The sequence below is a fragment of the Pseudomonas putida genome, assembly GCF_028682635.1.
In the GTDB taxonomy this organism is placed as follows: domain Bacteria; phylum Pseudomonadota; class Gammaproteobacteria; order Pseudomonadales; family Pseudomonadaceae; genus Aquipseudomonas; species Aquipseudomonas putida_AE.
In genome coordinates, this window is the sequence record NZ_JANHLK010000019.1 from 96,874 (window position 1) to 117,754 (window position 20,881).

The window sequence follows — 20,881 nt, forward strand, 5'->3', positions numbered from 1 at the left end:
TGGGCGCAAGCGAGTAACACGGAAACAAAATGTAGGGTTTTCCCTGAAGCCGAAAACCCTACAAAAACTCAAGTGCTTGTTTTTAAAGGGTTTTTAAAAGTTGGCACGGCTCCTGCTATATCTATCGCATAACAAGAATAAAAAAATTGGCGACACCCCTAATAAAAACAAGACGTAACGACTCTGACATAACAAAAACAACACGGCAGAGACGCAGCTAACAGATTTTTTTGGAGAGGATGTGCTTTTCAGGGTGCTTTTCGGAGTTACCCGCAACCGGGCAGAGAATAATAAAACTACCTTCAGGTAGCTCCCGAACTGGTTGGATCGCTCAGCGAAAAAGTAGATCAGCGCTCAAAAAAATACGTTTGCTCTTGATCCCGGATGGGGATCGACAAAAACAGCGGTAAAGGGTCAACGGTCACCAAAAACAAAAACAGACCGCCCCTCAATAATAAAAAAAGAGCAGCGCAACGAAAATTAAAGGGGAGCTTCGGCTCCCCTTTGTGCTGTCTGGCGTTTGAGATTTCCACGGCCCTGTGTAGGAGCGAGCTTGCTCGCGAAGGTCGTCAACGATAACGCGCTCATTCTGGATCAACGCGACACTCTTGAGTTCTTCGCGAGCAAGCTCGCTCCTACAAGGGAATGAGTCAGGCCTTATTGCTACGCAACTCCTCAATGCTGATCTCGCGCATCCGGAATTTCTGGATCTTGCCCGTCACCGTCATCGGAAACTCTTCCACGAACTTGAAATGACGCGGTGTCTTGAAGTGCGCGATGCGCTCCTTGCACCAGGCTTGCAGCTCCTGCTCGGTGGCACTGTGACCGGGGTGGAACTTGATCCAGGCGACGATCTCTTCACCATAACGCGAGCAAGGAATGCCGATCACCTGCACATCGGCCACTGCCGGGTGGGTGAAGAAGAATTCCTCCAGTTCGCGCGGATAAATGTTCTCGCCGCCGCGGATGATCATGTCCTTGTTGCGCCCGGCAATGCACACGTAGCCCTCCTCATTCATGCTCGCCAGGTCACCGGTGTGCATCCAGCCGGCCTGGTCGATCGCCTCAGCCGTGCCTTGCGGGTTGTTCCAGTAGCCGAGCATCACACTGTAGCCGCGGGTACACAGCTCACCGATGGTGCCACGGGGCACCAGGTTGCCGGCCTCGTCGACGATCTTGCTTTCCAGCTGTGGCTGGGTACGGCCGACCGTGGTCACGCGCAATTCCAGGTCGTCCGACGGACCGGTCTGCAACGACACCGGGCTGGTCTCGGTCATGCCGTAGGCAATCTGCACTTCGCTCATGTGCATTTCGCTGATGACCCGGCGCATGACCTCGATCGGACAGGTGGCACCGGCCATGATCCCGGTGCGCAGGCTCGACAGGTCGAAATCGGCGCGCTGGGGTTGATCGAGCATGGCGATGAACATGGTCGGCACGCCATACAGCGCGGTGGCCTGTTCTTCGGCGACGGTGCTGAGGGTCAGCAGCGGATCGAACGCGTCATTGGGGTAGATCATGGTACTGCCGTGGGTGATGCAGCCGAGGTTGCCCATGACCATGCCAAAGCAGTGGTACAACGGCACCGGGATCACCAACCGGTCGCAGGCCGTAAGGCCCAGGCTTTCGCCGACCATGTAGCCATTATTGAGAATGTTGTAGTGGCTGAGGGTCGCGCCCTTGGGGAAGCCGGTGGTGCCGGAGGTGTACTGGATGTTCACCGCCTGATCGAAATGCAGACTGTTTTGACGTTCGTGCAATTGTTCGACCGATACGCTGCCCGCCAGCTCGCTCAGTTGCGACCATGGCAGGAAACCGATTGGAGGCTGCGCATCAAGACTGATGACCCCGCGCAAATCCGGCAGGCGCTCGCTGTGCAATTTGCCGATGGCTTGCTCCGCCAGCTCCGGCACCAGGCCCTGCAGCATGGCGTGATAGTCGGAAGTCTTGAACGCCCCGGCACTGACCAACCACTGGCAGCCGGACTGTTTCAACACGTATTCGAGTTCGGAGCTGCGGTAGGCCGGGTTGATGTTGACCAGGATCACGCCGATTTTCGCCGTGGCAATCTGCGTGACGCACCACTGGGCGCAGTTTGGGGCCCAGATGCCCAGACGGTCGCCGGCCTGCAGGCCCAGCGCCAGCAGCGCCCTGGCCTGCAGGTCTGCCGCATCCGCCAGTTGCCGCCAGGTGTAGCGCAGCTGTTGATGGCGCACCACCAGCGCCTCCCCGTCCGGGTACTGCGCGACGGTATTGTCGAACGCCTGGCCGATGGTCATCGCCAGCAAGGCTTTGTCCTGGGAACCACGGGTGTAACTGCGTTGCGGGCTTGCACTGGGTTGATCCATGACGACCCCTATTGTCTTTATTAATGGGCTGCGAATGGTCCCCTGCAGGAGCTGGCTTGCCAGCGAAAAGGCCGGCACGTTCTACACTGATGTCGACAGATCCGACGCCTTCGCGGGCAAGCCCGCTCCTACAGGTTTCAATGCCCCTACTCTCGCTCAAGTTGACGTTAACGTAAAGGGCGATTGACAGCCTTTCGTCACAGGTTTACGTTAACGTAAAGGTGAGAGCTGAAACACCGCCCTCCCCACCCTACAAAAAAGCCAAAAGGTGCCCCATGAGCTACCCATCCCTGAACTTTGCCCTCGGTGAAACCATCGACATGCTGCGCGATCAGGTCCAGTCCTTCGTCGCCAAAGAGATCGCCCCGCGCGCTGCTCAGATCGACATCGACAACCTGTTCCCCGCCGACCTGTGGCGCAAATTCGGCGACATGGGCCTGCTGGGCATTACCGTACCGGAAGAATACGGCGGTGCCGGCCTGGGTTACCTGGCGCACGTGGTCGCGATGGAAGAAATCAGCCGTGGCTCGGCCTCGGTGGCCCTGTCCTATGGCGCCCACTCCAACCTCTGCGTCAACCAGATCAACCGCAACGGCAACCACGAGCAGAAAGCCAAGTACCTGCCGAAGCTGATCAGCGGCGAACACATCGGCGCCCTGGCCATGAGCGAACCGAACGCCGGTTCCGACGTGGTCTCGATGAAACTGCGCGCCGACAAGCGTGGCGACAAGTACGTGCTCAACGGCAGCAAGACCTGGATCACCAACGGCCCGGATGCCAACACCTACGTGATCTACGCCAAGACCGACCTGGAAAAGGGCCCCCACGGCATCACCGCGTTCATCGTCGAGCGCGACTGGAAAGGCTTCAGCCGCAGCAACAAGTTCGACAAGCTGGGCATGCGCGGCTCGAATACCTGCGAGCTGTTCTTCGATGACGTCGAAGTGCCGGAGGAGAACATCCTCGGCGTGCTCAACGGCGGCGTGAAAGTGCTGATGAGCGGCCTCGACTACGAACGTGTCGTGCTGTCCGGCGGCCCGACCGGGATCATGCAGGCCTGCATGGACCTGATCGTGCCGTACATCCACGACCGCAAGCAGTTCGGCCAGAGCATCGGCGAGTTCCAACTGATCCAGGGCAAGGTCGCCGACATGTACACCCAGCTCAACGCCAGCCGCGCTTATCTCTATGCGGTAGCCCAGGCCTGCGAGCGCGGCGAAACCACCCGCAAGGACGCTGCCGGTGTGATCCTCTACAGCGCCGAACGCGCCACGCAAATGGCCCTCGACGCGATCCAGATTCTCGGCGGCAACGGCTATATCAACGAATTCCCGGCTGGTCGTCTGTTGCGTGACGCCAAGCTGTACGAAATCGGCGCCGGCACCAGTGAGATCCGTCGCATGCTGATCGGGCGTGAACTGTTTAACGAGACGAAATGAATTTCGTCAGCTGCAAGCGGCAAGCTTCAAGCCACAAGTAGAAGCGATCCTCTTGCAGCTTGTAGCGTGCCGCTCAAAGCTGCTTACGGAGTAAGCCATGATCCTACATACCCAGCTCAACCCCCGTTCGGCGGAGTTCGCCGCCAACAGCGCGGCGATGCTCAAACAGGTCGACGCCCTGCACACCCTGCTGGCCCAAGTGGCGCAAGGTGGCGGCCCGAAAGCGCAAGAGCGCCACACCTCCCGGGGCAAACTGCTGCCCCGCGAGCGCATCAACCGCTTGCTCGACCCGGGTTCGCCGTTTCTGGAAATCAGCCAGCTGGCGGCCTACGAGGTGTACGGCGAAGACGTGCCCGCCGCTGGCGTGATTGCCGGGATCGGCCGGGTGGAAGGCGTCGAATGCATGATCGTCGCCAACGATGCCACGGTAAAAGGTGGCTCGTACTACCCGCTGACGGTGAAAAAGCACCTGCGCGCCCAGACGATCGCCCAGCAAAACCGCCTGCCGTGCATCTACCTGGTGGACTCTGGAGGCGCCAACCTGCCGCGCCAGGACGAAGTATTTCCGGACCGAGAGCACTTCGGCCGGATCTTCTTCAACCAGGCCAACATGAGCGCACAGGGCATCCCGCAGATTGCCGTGGTCATGGGCTCCTGCACCGCGGGCGGTGCCTACGTACCGGCCATGGCCGACGAGGCCATCATGGTGCGCGAGCAAGCGACGATCTTCCTCGCCGGCCCACCGCTGGTGAAAGCCGCGACGGGCGAAGTGGTCAGTGCCGAGGACCTTGGCGGGGCCGACGTGCACTGCAAGATTTCCGGTGTGGCCGACCATTACGCCGAAAGCGATGAACACGCCCTGGCCCTGGCCCGGCGCAGCGTCGCCAATCTCAACTGGCGCAAACAGGGTGAAGTGCAGCAACGCACCCCGATCGCCCCGCTCTATGCCAGCGACGAGCTGTATGGCGTGGTGCCGGCCGATGCCAAGCAACCGTTCGACGTGCGTGAAGTCATCGCGCGGCTGGTGGACGGTTCGGTGTTCGACGAATTCAAGGCCCTGTTCGGGACTACATTGGTGTGCGGCTTTGCCTACCTGCACGGTTATCCGATCGCCATCCTCGCCAACAACGGCATCCTGTTCGCCGAAGCGGCACAGAAAGGCGCGCACTTCATCGAGCTGGCTTGCCAGCGCGGTATCCCGCTGCTGTTCCTGCAAAACATCACCGGCTTCATGGTCGGCCAGAAATACGAAGCCGGCGGCATCGCCAAGCACGGCGCGAAACTGGTGACCGCGGTGGCCTGCGCCAAGGTACCGAAGTTCACCGTGATCATCGGCGGCAGCTTCGGTGCCGGGAACTACGGCATGTGCGGCCGGGCCTACGATCCGCGCTTCCTGTGGATGTGGCCGAATGCGCGCATCGGTGTGATGGGTGCCGAACAGGCGGCCGGCGTGCTGGTGCAGGTCAAGCGCGAGCAGGCCGAACGTGCCGGCCACGGTTTCAGCGCCGAACAGGAAGCCGAGATCAAGCAACCGATCCTCGACCAGTATGAAGAGCAGGGTCACCCCTACTACTCCAGCGCGCGCCTGTGGGATGACGGCGTCATCGACCCGGCCCAGACCCGCGACGTGCTGGCACTGGCCTTGTCCGCGTCGTTGAACGCGCCAATCGAACCGAGCCGCTTCGGCGTGTTCCGGATGTGATCCGAACCTGTAGGAGCGAGCTTGCTCGCGAAGGACGAAAGGGCAACGCGTTTACCCGGTAAGCACGCGTTATCGTTGACGACCATCGCGAGCAAGCTCGCTCCTACAGGGACAGAGTTGTGGAGACGGATGAATATGAGCGACTTCAATACCCTCGAACTGCTGACCGACCCACGTGGTTTTGCCACGCTGTGGCTCAGCCGTGAAGAAAAGAACAACGCCTTCAACGCCGAGATGATCCGCGAACTGATCCTCGCCCTGGACAAGGTGGCCAGCGATGCCAGCCTGCGATTCCTGATCGTGCGCGGTCGTGGCAAGCATTTCAGCGCCGGTGCAGACCTCGCCTGGATGCAGCAATCGGCGGAACTCGACTACGCCACCAACCTCGACGACGCCCGGGAACTGGCGGAGCTGATGTACAACCTGGCCAAGCTGAAAATCCCGACCCTGGCGGTGGTGCAAGGTGCAGCCTTCGGCGGCGCGCTGGGCCTGATCAGTTGCTGCGACATGGCCATTGGCGCCGATGACGCGCAGTTCTGCCTGTCGGAAGTGCGCATCGGCCTGGCGCCGGCGGTGATCAGCCCGTTCGTGGTGCAAGCCATCGGCGAACGCGCGACGCGGCGCTATGCCCTGACCGCCGAACGTTTCGGCGGGCAACGGGCACGGGAACTCGGCCTGCTGTCGGAGAGTTACCCAATCGCCGAGCTGGAACAGAAAATCCAGCAGTGGATCGACAACCTGCTGCTCAACAGCCCGGCCGCCATGCGCGCCAGCAAGGACTTGCTGCGGGAAGTCGGCGACGGCTCGTTGACCCCGTCCCTGCGTCGCTACACCGAGAACGCCATCGCCCGCATCCGCGTCAGTCCCGAAGGCCAGGAAGGCCTGCGCGCCTTTCTGCAAAAACGTCCGCCGAGCTGGCAAGCTGCAACCACCACCAAGGAGCCGCGTTGATGAGCGCACCTGTCCTCACTACCCTGCTGGTGGCCAACCGCGGCGAAATCGCCTGCCGGGTGATGCGCACCGCCAAGGCCCTGGGCCTGACCACCGTGGCCGTGCACAGTGCCACCGACCGCGATGCCCGGCACAGCCGTGAAGCCGATATCCGCGTCGACCTCGGTGGCAGCAAGGCCGCCGACAGTTACCTGCAGATCGACAAACTGATCGCCGCCGCCAAGGCCAGCGGTGCCCAGGCGATACACCCCGGCTACGGCTTTTTGTCCGAGAACGCCGGGTTCGCCCGCGCCATCGAAGCGGCCGGCCTGATCTTCCTCGGTCCGCCCGCCTCGGCCATCGACGCCATGGGCAGCAAATCCGCGGCCAAGGCCTTGATGGAAACCGCCGGCGTGCCGTTGGTGCCGGGCTACCACGGTGAAGCCCAGGACCTCGAGACCTTCCGCGCCGCCTGCGAACGCATCGGCTATCCCGTGCTGCTCAAGGCCACGGCCGGCGGCGGCGGCAAGGGCATGAAAGTGGTCGAGGACGTCAGCCAGCTGGCCGAAGCCCTGGCCTCGGCCCAGCGCGAAGCACAATCGTCGTTCGGCGATTCGCGGATGCTGGTGGAGAAGTACCTGCTCAAACCCCGTCACGTGGAGATCCAGGTGTTCGCCGATCAACACGGCAACTGCCTGTACCTCAACGAGCGCGACTGCTCGATCCAGCGTCGGCACCAGAAAGTCGTCGAAGAAGCACCAGCGCCAGGCCTGAGCCCCGAACTGCGCCGCGCCATGGGTGAGGCGGCCGTGCGTTCGGCGCAGGCCATCGGTTATGTCGGAGCCGGCACCGTGGAATTCCTGCTCGATGCCCGCGGCGAGTTCTTCTTCATGGAGATGAACACGCGCCTGCAAGTCGAACACCCGGTGACCGAAGCCATCACCGGCCTCGACCTGGTGGCCTGGCAGATCCGCGTAGCCCGTGGCGAAGCCTTGCCGATGACCCAGGATCAGGTGCCGCTGAACGGTCACGCGATTGAAGTGCGCTTGTACGCCGAAGATCCGGGCAATGACTTCCTGCCTGCGACCGGTCGCCTGGAGCTGTATCGCGAATCCGCGCCGGGTGCGGGTCGCCGGGTGGACAGCGGTGTTGAAGAAGGCGACGAGATCTCGCCATTCTACGACCCGATGCTCGGCAAGCTGATTGCCTGGGGCGAAGACCGTGAACAGGCGCGCTTGCGCTTGCTGAGCATGCTCGATGAATTCGCCATCGGCGGGCTCAAGACCAACATCAACTTCCTGCGACGGATCATCGGCCACCCGGCGTTTGCCCAGGCCGAACTCGATACCGGATTTATCCCCCGTTATCAGGAACAACTGCTGCCACAGCCCGCGGCGCTCAGCGACGAATTCTGGCAAGCCGCCGGCCAGGCCTTTGCCCAGAGCCTGCCCAGCACGTCGCGTGTCGATGACCCGAGCTCGCCATGGGCGATCGGCAACGGCCTGCGCGCCGGCCTGCCCGCGCAAATCACCCTGCACCTGAGTTGCGAGGGCCAGGACCGCGCCTTGACCCTGGGCAACCCGCAGTCCCATAGCGCACGACTCACCGGCGAGCAATTGCTGACCGAACACGACGGCGTGCGCCGCCAGCACCGGGCGATCCGCCGGGGTGACTACCTTTACCTGCAATGGGAAGGCGAGCTGCGCCGCATCGAGACCTACGACCCGATCACGGCCGTTGAAGCCAGTCACAGCCATCACGGCGGCCTCACCGCGCCCATGAATGGCAGCATCGTGCGCGTGCTGGTGGAGGCCGGGCAAACGGTCGAAGCCGGGGCGCAACTGGTGGTGCTGGAGGCCATGAAGATGGAGCACAGCATCCGCGCGCCCCACGCCGGTGTGGTCAAGGCGCTGTATTGCCAGGAAGGCGAGATGGTCAGCGAAGGCAGTGCGCTGGTCGAACTGGAAGAAGCCTGACAGCCAGGCCGGCCGTGCGCATGGCGCGGGCCGGCCGGGCTAGAACTTCACGGTGGCCTGGACCACCACGCCGATGATTCGGCATTCTTCGCTGAACAGGCTTTTCGGGTATGTTGGATTGAGCGGGACCAGGTAACGCTGCCCGCCCTCTTCGCTCAACTTGCGGAAAATCGCCTCGCTGCTGTCAGGCCATTGCGCGATCACCAGTTTGCCCGGCACCGCTTCCACATCCGGGTCCACCAGGATCAACATGCCCTCGGCCACGCTGGGGCCACTGGGTGCGGTCATCGCATCACCCACCACGGTCAACCAGAACGCCGCGCCTCGGGCGTGGTAGTCGGACAGTTCGAAACGGTACGGCGCCTGCTCTCCATCGCGCACCTGCGCGGTGTCCCGCCAGTCACTGACCGGGTAGCGAAAGTACGGGTTGTACTTTTGCGTCAGGCAAACCTCATCATCCTGTTCGTGCGCAGGCTCGCGAATCACCAGCGCCACTTCGAGAAAGTCCAGGCCCAGCGCCTGCAGGACTCGATTCATGTCGTCGATGCCGGGCTGACGGCGTTTGGTCAACCAATGCCCGATGCCGCCCTGGGACATCCCGAGGCGGTCGGCGAGTATTTCCTGAGTGATCTTGAGTTCACTCATCTTGGCCTTGACCAATTCTATCCATTTATCCATGTGCGGCACGATACGTGGCGGCCCTCGCCCGGCAAAACACAAAATGTATTATTAATACTATTGTCACAAATACGTAACGTATTAGGATGAGATCACGGACCTGAATTTATCACGGAGCTCGCCTTGATCATGAATCCACCCAGCAACGACTTGCCCGACGTGCAAATCGATACGTCCCTCCACACTCCCCAGGGCTCTGCCGCCGCACAGCGCGCGCTGGATTATTACTTGAAACCAGCTGTTGCAGAGGAAGGCGTGCAGGAGCATTGGTTTGACGTAAACCGTAACATCAGCATCGAGGAAGCCCTGGTGCATGCTTCCGGGCTGCTACGTTGCGCCGCCGCCACTGCCTACGAGTCAGCCAGTCACCTGCACGGTGCGCATCGGGACCTGGCGCTTTCGACCGTGCACATGATCGACATGGCAAAGGCAATGTTGAACCGTTCCCTGGAGGGTGGCAGGAATGGCTAGCAGGTAGGTGCCGAACAGAAGGACAGGAAAGAGTTTTCCTGACGCGCAGACAAAATCGTTTGACTTGCAAACGAGAATGATTATTATTGCATCAGCTGGTCGCGAGATCAGTCGATGGACCAGGTGACCTTAGGTCGGTCTCCTGGACTATCTCCTCATCAGGCTAATCACGGTTTTTGACCCGGCTTTTTGCCGGGTCTTTTTTTGCCAGTTTTCTGGCTTATGGCTTCAGGCTAATGAAGTCTTGATGTGTCGCAAATTCGATGGCGCGGATCATATCAAAAGAACATCAGTTGGCAAGAGAAGCCTTGTGGCATTGGGGCAAAGTAATGGCAAATAGCACTTGAGAATCAATCGCATAATCTCTAAGCTGCGACGGCGTCAGGGAGGACGCCCCCCCCCTTCAGGCCATCAATACACGGCTATATGCGAGTCCGCACGCGGCTCGGTCCCGCCACACAACACACCGGTTTCAGGGTCGCGCAGGATGATCTGTCCACGCCCGTAACTCGTGCGATCGCACACCACCTGCACTTCGTGCCCGCGCCGTGCCAGTGCCGCCGCCATGTCTCGCGAAGCGTCCTGCTCGATGCCCACCTTCATTTCGCCCAACCACTGCCAGCGCGGTGCATCCAGGGCCGCTTGTGGGTTCAGCCCGAAATCCACCAGGTTCATGACCATCTGCACATGCCCCTGCGGCTGCATGTAGCCGCCCATCACGCCGAAAGGTCCCAGCGCCTCACCGTTCTTGCTGAGAAACCCGGGAATGATGGTGTGGAAGGTCTTTTTCCCGGGTGCCAGGCAATTGGCGTGAGCGGGATCAAGACTGAACTCCTCACCGCGGTTTTGCAGGGCGATGCCGCTGTCCGGCAACACCACGCCGGAACCGAAACCGTGATAATTGCTCTGGATGAATGAAACCATGTTGCCGTCGGCGTCGGCGGTGGCCAGGTAGACGGTGCCACTGGCATGGGGGTCTCCCGGTTGTGGTGCCACCGCGCGTTCACCGATCTGTGCCCGGCGATGGCTGGCGTAGGCGTCGCTCAGCAGGTCGTCCACGGCGACCCGCATGTGCTGCGGGTCTGTGATGTAGTGCAGGCCATCGCTGTAGGCGAGTTTCATGGCTTCGAGCTGACGGTGCCAGGTCTGCTGGCTGTCACGGTGGTCGAAATCGAAACCCTCGAGAATCTTCAGCGTCATCAGGGCCACGAGTCCCTGGCCGCTCGGTGGAATCTCCCAGACGTCGACGCCGCGGTAGTTGACCTTGATCGGCTCGACCCACTGGGCGCGGTAGTCTTGCAAATCACTGGCGCGCAGATAGCCGCCCGTGGCGCGCGAATGGGCATCCAGGCGTTGCGCCAGCGCCCCGCGATAAAAGCTTTCGCAACCGGTGGCCGCCAGTTCACTCAAGGTGCCGGCTTGGGCCGGGTTGCGGAACAGTTCACCTGCGCGCGGTGCGCGGCCGTCAATCAGAAAGGTTTCGAACCAGCTTTCCAGCACCTCGTTACGATCCGGGGTGAAGTCTTCCAGCGCGGTTTGCCACTGCAGCGCAACCACCGGCGACACTGGAAACCCATCCCGCGCCAGGCTGATCGCTGGCTGCAACACATCAGCAAAGGGCAGACGACCGAAACGCGTGGACAACTCTGCCCAGGCGGATGGACAGCCCGGCACGGTCACGGGCGTCCAGCCATGCAACGGCATCTTTTCATGACCGGCCGCCTTCACCGCCTCGATGCTCAGACCCTGCGGGGCCGCACCGTTGGCGTTCAGACCGTGCAGCTTGTTTTGCGTCCAGACCAACGCGAAGGCGTCGCCGCCGATCCCGCAACCGGTGGGTTCGACCACCGTCAGGGCCGCGGCCGTGGCGATGGCGGCATCGATGGCATTGCCACCGCGACGCATCATTTCAATCCCGGCTTCGGCGGCCAATGGCTGCGACGCGGCGACCATGCCGCGTTTGGCGAAGACACTTTGACGTTGTGAGGCGTAGGGGTACTCATGGGCAGAAAAATTGAACATGGCAGGACTCACACAAATTTGTTTGATGGACTCAAAGCACGCGGCTCAGAAAGGCACGGGTGCGGGCATGCCTGGGCTGGCTGAAGATCTGTTCAGGCGGCCCCTGCTCGATCAGCTCACCTTGATCGAGCACCACCACCCGGTCGGCCACTTCCCGGGCAAAACCCATTTCGTGGGTGACCACGACCATGGTCATGCCCTCCTCGGCCAGCTCCTTCATCACTTGCAAGACTTCGCCCACCGTCTCCGGGTCCAGGGCGCTGGTGGGCTCGTCGAACAACATCGCCTGGGGTTTCATGGCCAGCGCCCGGGCAATGGCCACCCGCTGCTGCTGGCCACCGGACAACATCGACGGATAGTGATCGGCCTTTTCCGCCAACCCGACGCGCTTGAGCAGCGCCCTCGCCTGTTCCAGCGCCGCCGTGCGCGACACACCGAGCACCTGGATCGGCGCTTCGATGATGTTTTCCAGGGCCGTCATGTGCGGGAACAGGTTGAAACGCTGAAACACCATGCCGATGTCCCGGCGCTGGCGGGCAATGTTGCGTTCCGAGTCCCGGGCCAGGCTGCCATCGGCCCGGGTGCGGTAGCCCATGGGCCGACCGCCGACGCGGATCTGCCCGGATTGAATCTCTTCCAGCAGATTGATGCAGCGGATAAAGGTGGTTTTGCCGGAACCGGAAGCGCCGATCAGCACCACCACTTCACCGCGTTTCACTTGCAGTGAAATGCCCTTGAGAATTTCCAGGTCACCGAAAGACTTGTGAATATCCAGCGCCTCGATGACCAGCTCTTCACTCATGCGCGCCATCTCAACGCCCCCTCAACAGTTTCATGGTGTTGCGGCCGAACATCCGGCTGGCAGCCGGTGCCGGACGATCAGACTGGCCGAAACGTTGTTCCAGCCAGCGCTGGAAAAAGCCCCACAACGTGGTCAATGCCAGGAAGTAGATGGCCACGACCAGGTACAACTCGAACACCCGGAACGTCGCCGAGGTCACCATTTGTGTACTGAGCAGCAATTCCTGCACCCCGATGACGCTGACCAGCGTGGTGTTTTTCAGCATCACGTTGAACTCGTTGCCCAGCGGCGGCACGATCACCCGGAACGCCTGGGGCAGGACGATGCGCCGCATCAACTTGGCAAAGGTCATGCCCAGGGATCGCCCGGCTTCGTATTGGCCCTTGTCCACCGCACCGATGCCGGCGCGGATGATCTCCGCCATGTACGCGCCTTCATTCAGGCCCAGGGCGATGATCGCCGCCTGGATGTTGCCCGGCACGATGAACCAGCCGAGGTCCAGGTCTTCGAAGCGGAATATCCCCCCCGCCGCCAATGCCGTGTACAGAAACACGATCTGCACCAGCAACGGCGTGCCGCGCATCAGCCAGACATAAAAGCGCACCGGGTACTGCAACAGCGGATTACTCGACAGCTTCATCAACGCCGCGATCAGCCCCAGCACGCAACCGAGCAACATCGCCGACACGCTGATCAGGCAGGTCAGCCACAGCCCCGTCAGGTAGACATCGCTGGGCTGCAACAGGTACTGCCAGAACACATCCCAATTGAAGTTCATCCGGTCTGCCCTCAGTCCAGTTTGTCGCTGTCGACGTGCCATTTACTGAGGAGCGCGGCGTAACTGCCGTCGGCGCGCATGCCTTGCAGGACTTCGGTCAAGGCCACGGTCAGCTGCGGATCGCTCTTGCGTACACCGAAGCCGGTGAGGATGCGATTGAACGCCGGCACCGCCGACTGGAACAGGTCAGGGGCGAGTTGCTGGTAATGCCCGGCGGATTCGACCGTGGTGCCGAAGGCGTCCACCTGATTGATGCGCAAGGCCTGGAACGCATCGGCGTCGACGTTGTACACCACCAGTTTCATCGGCGCCTTGCCAGCCGCTTCGAGTTTTTCGTTTTCCTTGCCCAGCAGCACCCGGATCGTCGAACCGTTGCTGACCGCCACCTTCAATCCGGACAGATCTTCCAGGCTGTTCACCGCTTTGGGGTTGCCCTTGGGCACCACGATGGATTGGCTGGAATACATGAAGTTGACGATGTCGATCACCTCGCGGCGTTCGGGCTTGTCGAACAGCTGATCGACGATCATGTCGCACTGCTGCGCCAGCAGCGCCGGGATCAGCCCGGCGAAAGGCGAGATGCGCCACTCGACCTTCTTGTCACCCAGGCGCTGGGCAATCGCTTCGCCCATGTCGACCTGCAACCCCACCGGTTTTTGCTTCACGTCGAACGACACCAACGGAGGGGAATCCATGCCGGAGCAATAGACGATCTTCTCGCTCTTGCTCAATCGCTCGGGTAACTCGGGGGCGGCGAACGCCCACTGCGAACACAGACTCAAGGTGAACACGGCAACTAACGCGCAAGGCTTGTGCATGGGCATGACTCCAGTGGGCTGCAACGGTGTCCCCTGTAGGAGCTGGCTTGCCAGCGATTGGCGCTTGAGTCTTGCTTCGCTCATTCGGCCGCCTTCGCCGGCAAGCCGGCTCCTACAAGGGGTGTGTGGTATCTGCTTTATTGGTGGGCTTCGAGAAACTGAATCAGTCGCGGAATGGTGCCTTCGATGTGTTCGCACACCACCGCGGCCGCCTTGTCCGGATCGCCCGAACGCAGTGCGGTTATGATCGAGGCGTGCTCGTCCCGCGCGCTGCGGGGTTTGTCGGCGTGTTGCAGCCACAGGCGCATGTGCGGTTCGATCACCGAATACAGCGCCGATATCTGGCGCATCAGGCGCGGCCGCTCACTCAGGCTGCACAGGTATTCATGGAAGGCCCGATGGCGGCTGACCCACTCGGCGCCGTCCTCCCGGTAATCGTCCATCTCGTCGAGCAGGCGCTCAAGATGGCTGAAATGGCGCTCGCTGAGTTTCGTCACGGCGACCCGGATGGCCAGGCCTTCAAGGGCGCTGCGCATCTCGAAGACTTCCCGCATCTCCTCGATGTTCAGGCCGCGCACGATCGCGCCGCGATTGGGCCGTAACGTCACCAGGCCATCGGCATCCAGGCGCCGGAAGGCCTCGCGCACCGGCATGCGGCTCATGCCGATTTCCCCGGCGATGTCCTCGGCAATCAGGCGCTCACCGGTGCGGTAACGGCCTTTACAGATCGCCTCCAGGAGAAAGTTGTAGGCCTCCTCTTCGGCGGTGACGGGTTGGCGCTCGGTGTAGGCAGGGGCGAATTTCATCGGTGCACCTTTTGTATTTTTGTATCCAATTATCCATATATCCAAAAAAGCACATTGCATGCCAAGTTACGTGCCGCATGTGCAGGTATCTGATTGGATTGATGTATTGGTCTACAGGAAGGCTCGGCTCCAGCCCGGTACGTCGCAGCAGGCGAGTTGAAATGCCCCAAGTTGTCACCTTACGGCCACAATAAGGTGCGTGTGGTAACACGACAGAAATGCAAACCGCAGCAGGCCGGGTGAAACGTTTTATCCGCGCTGCTAACCCTCTAAGCTTGCGTGTAAAGTAGCCGCCATAAAAATCTCAATCAGGAACCCTGACCGTGGCCAAATCCTCGCTCGAAATCACTGCCAACTTCGACAGCGGCAACATCCAGGTCATCGATGTCAGCGACCCGCTCAAGCCCCTGCTGGCCATCCGCCCCGACACCAAGAGCAACCATTTCCAGTGGTTCCACTTCAAGGCCAGCGGCCTGCATGTCGGCCAGGACCATTGGTTTCGCCTGAACAATGCCAGCCAGTCTTCCTACAACAAGGCCTGGACCGGTTATCAAGCGGTAGCGTCCTACGACCACGTCAACTGGTTCCGCGTGCCGACCATTTTTGAGGGCGACTGCCTGCGCTTCAGCCTCGAAGCTGAACAGACCCACGCCTGGTTCGCCTACTTCGAACCCTACAGCCGGGGGCGTCATGACTGGTTGATCGAGCAGGCGCTGACCAAGGCCGGCACCGAACTGCTGGCCACCGGCAAGAGTGTCGAAGGTCGCGACATCCAACTGCTGCGCAAAGGCACCGGTGCCGAAGGCCAGCGCAAGGTATGGATCATTGCCCAGCAACATCCCGGCGAACACATGGCCGAGTGGTTCATGGAGGGCGTGATCGAGCGCCTGGAAAAACACGACGACCCGGTGCTGAACAAACTGCTGGCCAGCGCCGACCTGTACCTGGTGCCGAACATGAACCCGGACGGTGCCTTCCACGGTCACCTGCGCACCAATGCCATGGGCCAGGACCTGAACCGCGCCTGGCAGAGCGCCAGCCAGGAGATCAGCCCGGAAGTCTTTTTCGTCCAGCAACAGATGGAACAGTACGGCGTCGACCTGTTCCTCGACGTCCATGGCGACGAGGAAATCCCCCACGTGTTCACCGCCGGTTGCGAAGGCAACCCAGGCTACACGCCGCGCATCGAAAAACTCGAAGAGCACTTCCGCAGCCACCTGAAACACACCACCAAGGACTTCCAGACCAAACACGGCTACACCCGCGACGAACCGGGCCAGGCCAACATGACCCTGGCGTGCAACAGCGTTGGCCAGAAGTACGACTGCCTGTCGCTGACCCTGGAAATGCCGTTCAAGGATCATGATGATCATCCGAACCCGTTGACGGGGTGGTCGGGGAAGCGGTCGAAGCAGTTGGGGAAGGATGTGCTGGCAACAGTGGCGGATATAATTGGCGAACTTCGCTAAATTATAATACGGCAGATCTAACATGATCTCACATCGTGTTAGGTCTCTCCATCAAGGACGTGCCAAAATAGAATCCGATTTCTGCGACTCGTACCCATTGACTATTGATTTTATCGAATACCATCTCAGCGCAGCAGGCGCATCAACAGTAAGTGTCGTCGCTCCAGTCTCTCCAAGATTGATACCTGGGTAAGGGTCAGAGCGTGTCACTCGATATTTTTGTGCTCCCTCCACCGCATTCCAGCCAAAGGTAATCGTATTTTGCGTTGAACTTATTTTTTTGAATCCTGTTGGCGCTGGGGGCTGAAAGTTTTCTCCCGGCTCGGGGCGTCCACAGTAGTAAGCCATATTACCAGTTGAACTATCGATCTGCTGCCCTCTTAAATATTGACCTTCCGGGCATGCAAAGGGGTGTTTGACAGGGTGCACGCTCGTATTGGGAATTCGCATAGCCGTCCACTCCTTAGCCAGTCCTACGCAAGTCATTACAAGTCTAACGTTCCCGGTATTATTTAGGCCGAAACTTGCCTGAACCTTATTTTCTGGACACATCGTACTATTTGTTTCGTAAGGTAAAGTAATTCTTTCAGCTAATCGCGAATGCAAGCCAGCACCTTGATATTGTGGCAGTGCACATCCAATGTAGAGCTTTTTGCGGCCTTCTTCGTACTTTTCTCCAGCCATTACAAAACTCGTTCCATCGCTTTGGCATGAAGCTTCGACTACATAAAAGGGTATCCACCAGATCGGACCGCGCCAGTCTCTTATTTGGTTCGGCTCCGCCTGGACGTTGGAATTTTTCGATAACAATGGAAGGGACACCGCTTGGTTAACAGATGGGCCGGATGAACAAGCTACCGCCAAGGTTGATATTGCAATGACAGATAATGAGCTTTTAAAACGTTGCATACCATTGAAGCGATTAAATACCACCATGGTTGCTCTCCCTTTAAACTTGTTAAATACCAATAGCCATCTGGCACGCCCAAAAACAGCTAAAAATATTTGATCAGCTTTTCCAGAAGAAAGAACCTGTAAGAAATGACAGCTTTCTAGAAATCAAAATACCATATCGCTATAAAAAACCGATTTTGCACATTAAACCCGTTTTCTCAATCTCGAAATATATCCCTCGTGTAAATGCGAACATACCAGGCAGCGCGCTCAGAATGGGGCGCTGCCCGACTTCTCAACTCCGGTCTTTTCCCATCAGCATACTCTGCAGTACACCATCGCGCCGCACCCAACCATGAAACAACGCCGCCGCCAGATGCAGCAGCACGGTCAGCAACAGCAGATACGCCAGATACCCATGCGCCTTGCGCAGGAACGCGAACACCTGCGCATTCGGCGGCACGATCGATGGTAATTGCAATGAACCGCTGAGCATCACCGGCTCGCCCGACGCCGAGATCATTGCCCAGCCCAACAACGGCAATACCAGCATCAAGGCGTACAGCAGAACGTGCGATGCCTTGGCCGCCAGCACTTGCCAACCCGGGAGGTCGGCCGGCAGCGGGGGTTGTTGGGTAGAGAAGCGCACCGCCAGGCGCACGATCACCAGCAGCAGGATGGCGACTCCCAACGGCTTGTGCAGGTGAATCAGCCATTCATGACGCTCGGACACCGAAGCGACCATGCCGGCGCCGATAAACAGCATGGCCATAACCATGAGTGCCATCAGCCAGTGCAGCAGGCGCGCCAGGGGGGCGAAATGCTTCGGTTGAGTACTCATTGCTGGGCCTCCTGTTTGGCGGCGGGTAACTGGCTGACTTCGCTGGTGCGACGCAGGTAGGAATTGGAATAACCGGCCGAGCGAGCGGCGAGCAATGGGTCGTCGGAACCTTCGATCCCGGCAGGCAACACCAGCGGGTCGTAGTTGATGTCACGGCATTCGCCGTTGAGTTGCGGCTGGGTGCTTTCAAGGACCAATGTCCCCGCGTTCAACACTTTGCGCCCCTCTGGCCAGGCCTTGCTCGCGTCGTTGACCGGATCGCCGGGGTTGGCCAGGATGATGTTCAACTGCCAACGCAACGGCCCTGCGGCGATGCGCTGAACCAGATCCTTCTCCAGGAAATCGGTGCCCGCAGGCGCCGTAGCGACCGGCGCATCCTGGGCCACCGGCACCATGCTCCAGCGCACGGCTTGCCGTTGTCCTGCGGCGTTAACCAGGTAAAACGCGTTGACGCTGTTGTAGGTTTCGGTCACGTAGCTGGCAGACGGTTTGGCGGTCTTGATCCAGGCCAGGAACGGCGCGGATTCCGGGTGCGAAGCGAAGAATGCAGGCACCGCGGCGGGGTCTGGTTTGCCGGTCGCCGGGACCGGTGATTGGGCCTGCTGAAACTGATAGAACGCCTCCGGTGTACCCACCGGAAACACCGGCATGCTGTTCATCCCGGTGCGCCACTGCTGGCCGTTGGCCTGGGTGAAACGCAAGGCCATGCTGCGGATCGGCACCGCGCCGTCCGGTGCATAAGGGTTGCCCGCGGGCAAGGCAAAACGACCGACCACGGGCGTGCGTGCCTGATTGAACACCTGCGCGCTGGAATAGCTGCGCGCATCAAAGCTGCTCTCGAAATGGCCGATCACGCACACGCCTTTGGAGTGGTTGCGCCGGAACCCCGGATGCACGCCGTTGTTGGTTTCCAGCACATTGATCAGCTTTTTCGGGGTCAGGCGCTGTGGGTCAAGGGTGCCGTTGACGTAGGCAAACGCCCCAGCCACTGCGGCGACGACCACGGCAATGCCGGCCAGGCGCAGCACCAGGCTCGCGCCACTCAAGGGTGGCCGGGTTGGCGGTGTTGATCGATCTACCATGAAAGACTCCGGGCCATCGGCCACAAGTGAGAAGAATCAAGCAGACGAACCCCACGAGGGTTTATTCCATCGCGCGGTATTTATTTTTTCAGTCGTGGAATAACCTCGAGTGCCGGGCGTCTTCCTAGTCCAAAGCGTAGTGACTAGTCAGAACTTCATGAACGAGATCGACGAACAACTGAGAGAAATCATTCCCCGATTGCGGCGGTTTGCCCTGTCGTTGACGCGCAACCCCAGCAGCGCCGACGATCTGGTGCAGTCCTGCCTTGAGCGGGCGCTGTCGAGTTGGGGCGGCAGGCGCGTCGAAGGCGACTTGCGCGCCTGGTTGTTCTCGATTCTGTATCGACAGTTTCTCGATGCTCACCGCCGTACCCGACGCTATGCCCGAATGCTCGAATTCTTTACCGGACGCGACGATGCGCAGCCTTCCGTGGAGCGCACCGTGATCGCCCAATCGACCCTCGACGCCTTCGATCGACTGCCCACCGAACAGCGGGCGCTGCTGCTGTGGGTGTCGGTGGAAGGCCTGAGTTACAAAGAGGTCGCCGAGATTCTCGACGTCCCCACCGGCACCGTGATGTCCCGCCTGTCCCGGGCTCGCCAGGCCCTGCGCCAACTCAGCGATGGCGAAATCAACCGCCCTTCCCTGCGGAGACTCAAATGATCAGCATGCCCCCCAGTGAGCGCGACCTGCACGCATACGTCGACCATCAGCTCGGCGAGGAAGACCGGCGCCTGGTGGAGACCTTTCTGGCCAGTAACCCACAGGTAGCGGCGCAGGTTCGCGGTTGGCAGCAAGACGCCCAGCACCTGCGCGCGGCCCTCGGTGCCGCCTTGCAGCAGCCGGCCAATCCCGACCTTGATCCGGCCGTCATTCGCCAACGCATGAAGCGCCAGTCCCGTCGCCACCTGGCCAGCGCCGCAGTGTTGTTGATCGCGGTCAGCGTCGGCGGGTTCGGCGGCTGGCAGGCGCGGGAAGTGACCCTCGTCAGCACCCAGCTACCGATGACCGACGCCCTGCAGGCCTATCGCCTGATTGCCCAGCAAGGCCTCTTGCCGGCCGACTACAAGGCCGGCGACGAAGGTGACATGCAGGGCTGGCTCGACCGTTATTTCACCCAGGCCAATCGCCTGCCTGACTTGTCGGGCGCGGGATTCAAACCGGCCAGCGGGCGCTTGCTCAGCACCGAGCAGGGACCTGCGGCGATGGTGGTCTACGAGAACCAGGGCGGGCAGAAGATCAGCTTTTACGTGCGCCCGCCGGGACCGAAGAACTACCTGCTGCCGAGGGGCAGCCGTAGCGATGGCGGTTTGCAGGCCGAGTACTGGTCGGGTAGCGGTTATAACTATGCGATGGTCAGCCCGGCGGATACGCCGGCGGCGCAGATGCTCAGGCAAACGGTGCAATTTTGACTACACCATAAATCCCTGTAGGAGCTGGCTTGCCAGCGAAGGCGTCCTTCCTGTCAACAACGATGCCGCCTGATCCACCGCTTTCGCTGGCAAGCCAGCTCCTACAGGGGTTGCATGGTGGTTTAGAAATCGCGCTTATAGAAGATGTCCAGCGAACTGGCCACGCCACCGGCGGCTTCCAGGTAAACCTGCGATGGTCAGCCCGGCGGATACGCCGGCGGCGCAGATGCTCAGGCAGACGGTGCAATTCTGACCACACCACAAATCCCTGTAGGAGCTGGCTTGCCAGCGAAGGCGTCCTTCCCGTCAACCGCGATGTTGCCTGATTCACCGCTTTCGCTGGCAAGCCAGCTCCTACAAGGGGTTGCGTGGCGGTTTAGAAATCGCGTTTGTAGAAGATGTCCAGCGAACT

18 protein-coding genes and 1 pseudogene are annotated in these 20,881 nt (G+C 60.5%); 9 read left to right on the forward strand and 10 right to left on the reverse strand.

Annotated elements, in window-relative coordinates; genetic code table 11:
- Positions 1–650 precede the first annotated feature (650 nt).
- Complete coding sequence (locus tag NPS56_RS21955) at positions 651–2,348, reverse strand: AMP-binding protein (RefSeq protein WP_274076557.1); 1,698 nt, start codon at positions 2,346–2,348, stop codon at positions 651–653.
- A 275-nt stretch (positions 2,349–2,623) separates the two neighbouring features.
- On the opposite strand from NPS56_RS21955, the gene NPS56_RS21960 reads away from it, so the two are divergent.
- The 4 genes from NPS56_RS21960 to NPS56_RS21975 all read left to right on the forward strand — a co-directional run bounded on the left by NPS56_RS21960 (position 2,624) and on the right by NPS56_RS21975 (position 8,395).
- Positions 2,624–3,787, forward strand: coding sequence for an isovaleryl-CoA dehydrogenase (locus NPS56_RS21960; RefSeq protein ID WP_274076558.1), 1,164 nt, complete (start codon positions 2,624–2,626; stop codon positions 3,785–3,787).
- A gap of 97 nt (positions 3,788–3,884) precedes the next feature.
- Positions 3,885–5,489 (forward strand): carboxyl transferase domain-containing protein, encoded by a 1,605-nt coding sequence (locus NPS56_RS21965; protein ID WP_274076559.1) that lies wholly within the window; start codon positions 3,885–3,887, stop codon positions 5,487–5,489.
- Positions 5,490–5,624: 135 nt separating this feature from the next.
- Positions 5,625–6,440: a gamma-carboxygeranoyl-CoA hydratase gene (locus tag NPS56_RS21970; RefSeq protein WP_274076560.1), complete on the forward strand. Its 816-nt coding sequence runs from the start codon at positions 5,625–5,627 to the stop codon at positions 6,438–6,440.
- Positions 6,440–8,395: an acetyl/propionyl/methylcrotonyl-CoA carboxylase subunit alpha gene (locus tag NPS56_RS21975; protein ID WP_274076561.1), complete on the forward strand. Its 1,956-nt coding sequence runs from the start codon at positions 6,440–6,442 to the stop codon at positions 8,393–8,395. The genes NPS56_RS21970 and NPS56_RS21975 overlap by 1 nt, the downstream gene beginning before the upstream one ends.
- Before the next feature lie 39 nt (positions 8,396–8,434).
- On the opposite strand, the gene NPS56_RS21980 is transcribed toward NPS56_RS21975, so the two are convergent.
- Entirely contained in the window at positions 8,435–9,073 is a 639-nt protein-coding gene (locus NPS56_RS21980; RefSeq protein WP_274076562.1) for a LexA family protein, read from the reverse strand.
- Positions 9,074–9,202: 129 nt separating this feature from the next.
- Here NPS56_RS21980 and NPS56_RS21985 point away from each other — a divergent pair, with 129 nt between their 5' ends.
- On the forward strand, positions 9,203–9,544 hold the full coding sequence (locus NPS56_RS21985) for a DUF6124 family protein (protein ID WP_274076563.1): 342 nt from the start codon (positions 9,203–9,205) through the stop codon (positions 9,542–9,544).
- 411 nt (positions 9,545–9,955) lie between these two features.
- Here the strand turns inward: NPS56_RS21985 and NPS56_RS21990 are convergent, their stop codons facing one another.
- From NPS56_RS21990 to NPS56_RS22010, 5 genes are all read right to left on the reverse strand, one after another.
- Positions 9,956–11,566, reverse strand: coding sequence for a gamma-glutamyltransferase family protein (locus NPS56_RS21990; protein WP_274076564.1), 1,611 nt, complete (start codon positions 11,564–11,566; stop codon positions 9,956–9,958).
- A 31-nt stretch (positions 11,567–11,597) separates the two neighbouring features.
- Positions 11,598–12,377, reverse strand: a complete 780-nt coding sequence (locus NPS56_RS21995; RefSeq protein ID WP_274076565.1) for an amino acid ABC transporter ATP-binding protein — start codon at positions 12,375–12,377, stop codon at positions 11,598–11,600.
- A 1-nt stretch (position 12,378) separates the two neighbouring features.
- The gene (locus tag NPS56_RS22000) at positions 12,379–13,146 is read right to left on the reverse strand and encodes an amino acid ABC transporter permease (RefSeq protein ID WP_274076566.1); all 768 of its coding nucleotides are present in this window, start codon (positions 13,144–13,146) and stop codon (positions 12,379–12,381) included.
- Positions 13,147–13,157: 11 nt separating this feature from the next.
- Positions 13,158–13,964 (reverse strand): ABC transporter substrate-binding protein, encoded by an 807-nt coding sequence (locus NPS56_RS22005; protein WP_274076575.1) that lies wholly within the window; start codon positions 13,962–13,964, stop codon positions 13,158–13,160.
- 137 nt (positions 13,965–14,101) lie between these two features.
- Positions 14,102–14,770, reverse strand: coding sequence for a GntR family transcriptional regulator (locus NPS56_RS22010; protein ID WP_274076567.1), 669 nt, complete (start codon positions 14,768–14,770; stop codon positions 14,102–14,104).
- 317 nt (positions 14,771–15,087) lie between these two features.
- On the opposite strand from NPS56_RS22010, the gene NPS56_RS22015 reads away from it, so the two are divergent.
- Positions 15,088–16,239 carry a M14 family metallopeptidase gene (locus tag NPS56_RS22015; protein WP_274076576.1) on the forward strand — a complete coding sequence of 384 codons (1,152 nt, stop codon included), beginning with the start codon at positions 15,088–15,090 and terminating at the stop codon, positions 16,237–16,239.
- 51 nt (positions 16,240–16,290) lie between these two features.
- On the opposite strand, the gene NPS56_RS22020 is transcribed toward NPS56_RS22015, so the two are convergent.
- The 3 genes from NPS56_RS22020 to NPS56_RS22030 all read right to left on the reverse strand — a co-directional run bounded on the left by NPS56_RS22020 (position 16,291) and on the right by NPS56_RS22030 (position 19,056).
- A complete protein-coding gene (locus NPS56_RS22020; RefSeq protein ID WP_274076568.1) occupies positions 16,291–17,175 on the reverse strand; it encodes a hypothetical protein in 885 nt (294 codons plus the stop codon).
- Positions 17,176–17,428: 253 nt separating this feature from the next.
- A complete protein-coding gene (locus tag NPS56_RS22025) occupies positions 17,429–17,974 on the reverse strand; it encodes a cytochrome b (protein ID WP_274076569.1) in 546 nt (181 codons plus the stop codon).
- Positions 17,971–19,056, reverse strand: a complete 1,086-nt coding sequence (locus tag NPS56_RS22030; RefSeq protein ID WP_274076570.1) for a catalase family peroxidase — start codon at positions 19,054–19,056, stop codon at positions 17,971–17,973. The genes NPS56_RS22025 and NPS56_RS22030 overlap by 4 nt, the downstream gene beginning before the upstream one ends.
- 157 nt (positions 19,057–19,213) lie before the next feature.
- On the opposite strand from NPS56_RS22030, the gene NPS56_RS22035 reads away from it, so the two are divergent.
- From NPS56_RS22035 to NPS56_RS31385, 3 genes and pseudogenes are all read left to right on the forward strand, one after another.
- A complete protein-coding gene (locus tag NPS56_RS22035; protein WP_274076571.1) occupies positions 19,214–19,720 on the forward strand; it encodes an RNA polymerase sigma factor in 507 nt (168 codons plus the stop codon).
- Positions 19,717–20,469: an anti-sigma factor family protein gene (locus NPS56_RS22040; protein ID WP_274076572.1), complete on the forward strand. Its 753-nt coding sequence runs from the start codon at positions 19,717–19,719 to the stop codon at positions 20,467–20,469. The genes NPS56_RS22035 and NPS56_RS22040 overlap by 4 nt, the downstream gene beginning before the upstream one ends.
- A 172-nt stretch (positions 20,470–20,641) precedes the next feature.
- Positions 20,642–20,722: pseudogene (locus NPS56_RS31385) on the forward strand (hypothetical protein); the annotation flags it as partial.
- Positions 20,723–20,881 lie beyond the last annotated feature (159 nt).

Bases quoted from the DNA above. Each gene is read 5' to 3' on its own strand.
- NPS56_RS21955 (WP_274076557.1), bottom strand. From the start codon at position 2,348: ATGGATCAACCCAGTGCAAGCCCGCAACGCAGTTACACCCGTGGTTCC.
- NPS56_RS21960 (WP_274076558.1), top strand. From the start codon at position 2,624: ATGAGCTACCCATCCCTGAACTTTGCCCTCGGTGAAACCATCGACATG.
- NPS56_RS21965 (WP_274076559.1), top strand. From the start codon at position 3,885: ATGATCCTACATACCCAGCTCAACCCCCGTTCGGCGGAGTTCGCCGCC.
- NPS56_RS21970 (WP_274076560.1), top strand. From the start codon at position 5,625: ATGAGCGACTTCAATACCCTCGAACTGCTGACCGACCCACGTGGTTTT.
- NPS56_RS21975 (WP_274076561.1), top strand. From the start codon at position 6,440: ATGAGCGCACCTGTCCTCACTACCCTGCTGGTGGCCAACCGCGGCGAA.
- NPS56_RS21980 (WP_274076562.1), bottom strand. From the start codon at position 9,073: ATGGATAAATGGATAGAATTGGTCAAGGCCAAGATGAGTGAACTCAAG.
- NPS56_RS21985 (WP_274076563.1), top strand. From the start codon at position 9,203: ATGAATCCACCCAGCAACGACTTGCCCGACGTGCAAATCGATACGTCC.
- NPS56_RS21990 (WP_274076564.1), bottom strand. From the start codon at position 11,566: ATGTTCAATTTTTCTGCCCATGAGTACCCCTACGCCTCACAACGTCAA.
- NPS56_RS21995 (WP_274076565.1), bottom strand. From the start codon at position 12,377: ATGGCGCGCATGAGTGAAGAGCTGGTCATCGAGGCGCTGGATATTCAC.
- NPS56_RS22000 (WP_274076566.1), bottom strand. From the start codon at position 13,146: ATGAACTTCAATTGGGATGTGTTCTGGCAGTACCTGTTGCAGCCCAGC.
- NPS56_RS22005 (WP_274076575.1), bottom strand. From the start codon at position 13,964: ATGCACAAGCCTTGCGCGTTAGTTGCCGTGTTCACCTTGAGTCTGTGT.
- NPS56_RS22010 (WP_274076567.1), bottom strand. From the start codon at position 14,770: ATGAAATTCGCCCCTGCCTACACCGAGCGCCAACCCGTCACCGCCGAA.
- NPS56_RS22020 (WP_274076568.1), bottom strand. From the start codon at position 17,175: ATGGTGGTATTTAATCGCTTCAATGGTATGCAACGTTTTAAAAGCTCA.
- NPS56_RS22025 (WP_274076569.1), bottom strand. From the start codon at position 17,974: ATGAGTACTCAACCGAAGCATTTCGCCCCCCTGGCGCGCCTGCTGCAC.
- NPS56_RS22030 (WP_274076570.1), bottom strand. From the start codon at position 19,056: ATGGTAGATCGATCAACACCGCCAACCCGGCCACCCTTGAGTGGCGCG.
- NPS56_RS22035 (WP_274076571.1), top strand. From the start codon at position 19,214: ATGAACGAGATCGACGAACAACTGAGAGAAATCATTCCCCGATTGCGG.
- NPS56_RS22040 (WP_274076572.1), top strand. From the start codon at position 19,717: ATGATCAGCATGCCCCCCAGTGAGCGCGACCTGCACGCATACGTCGAC.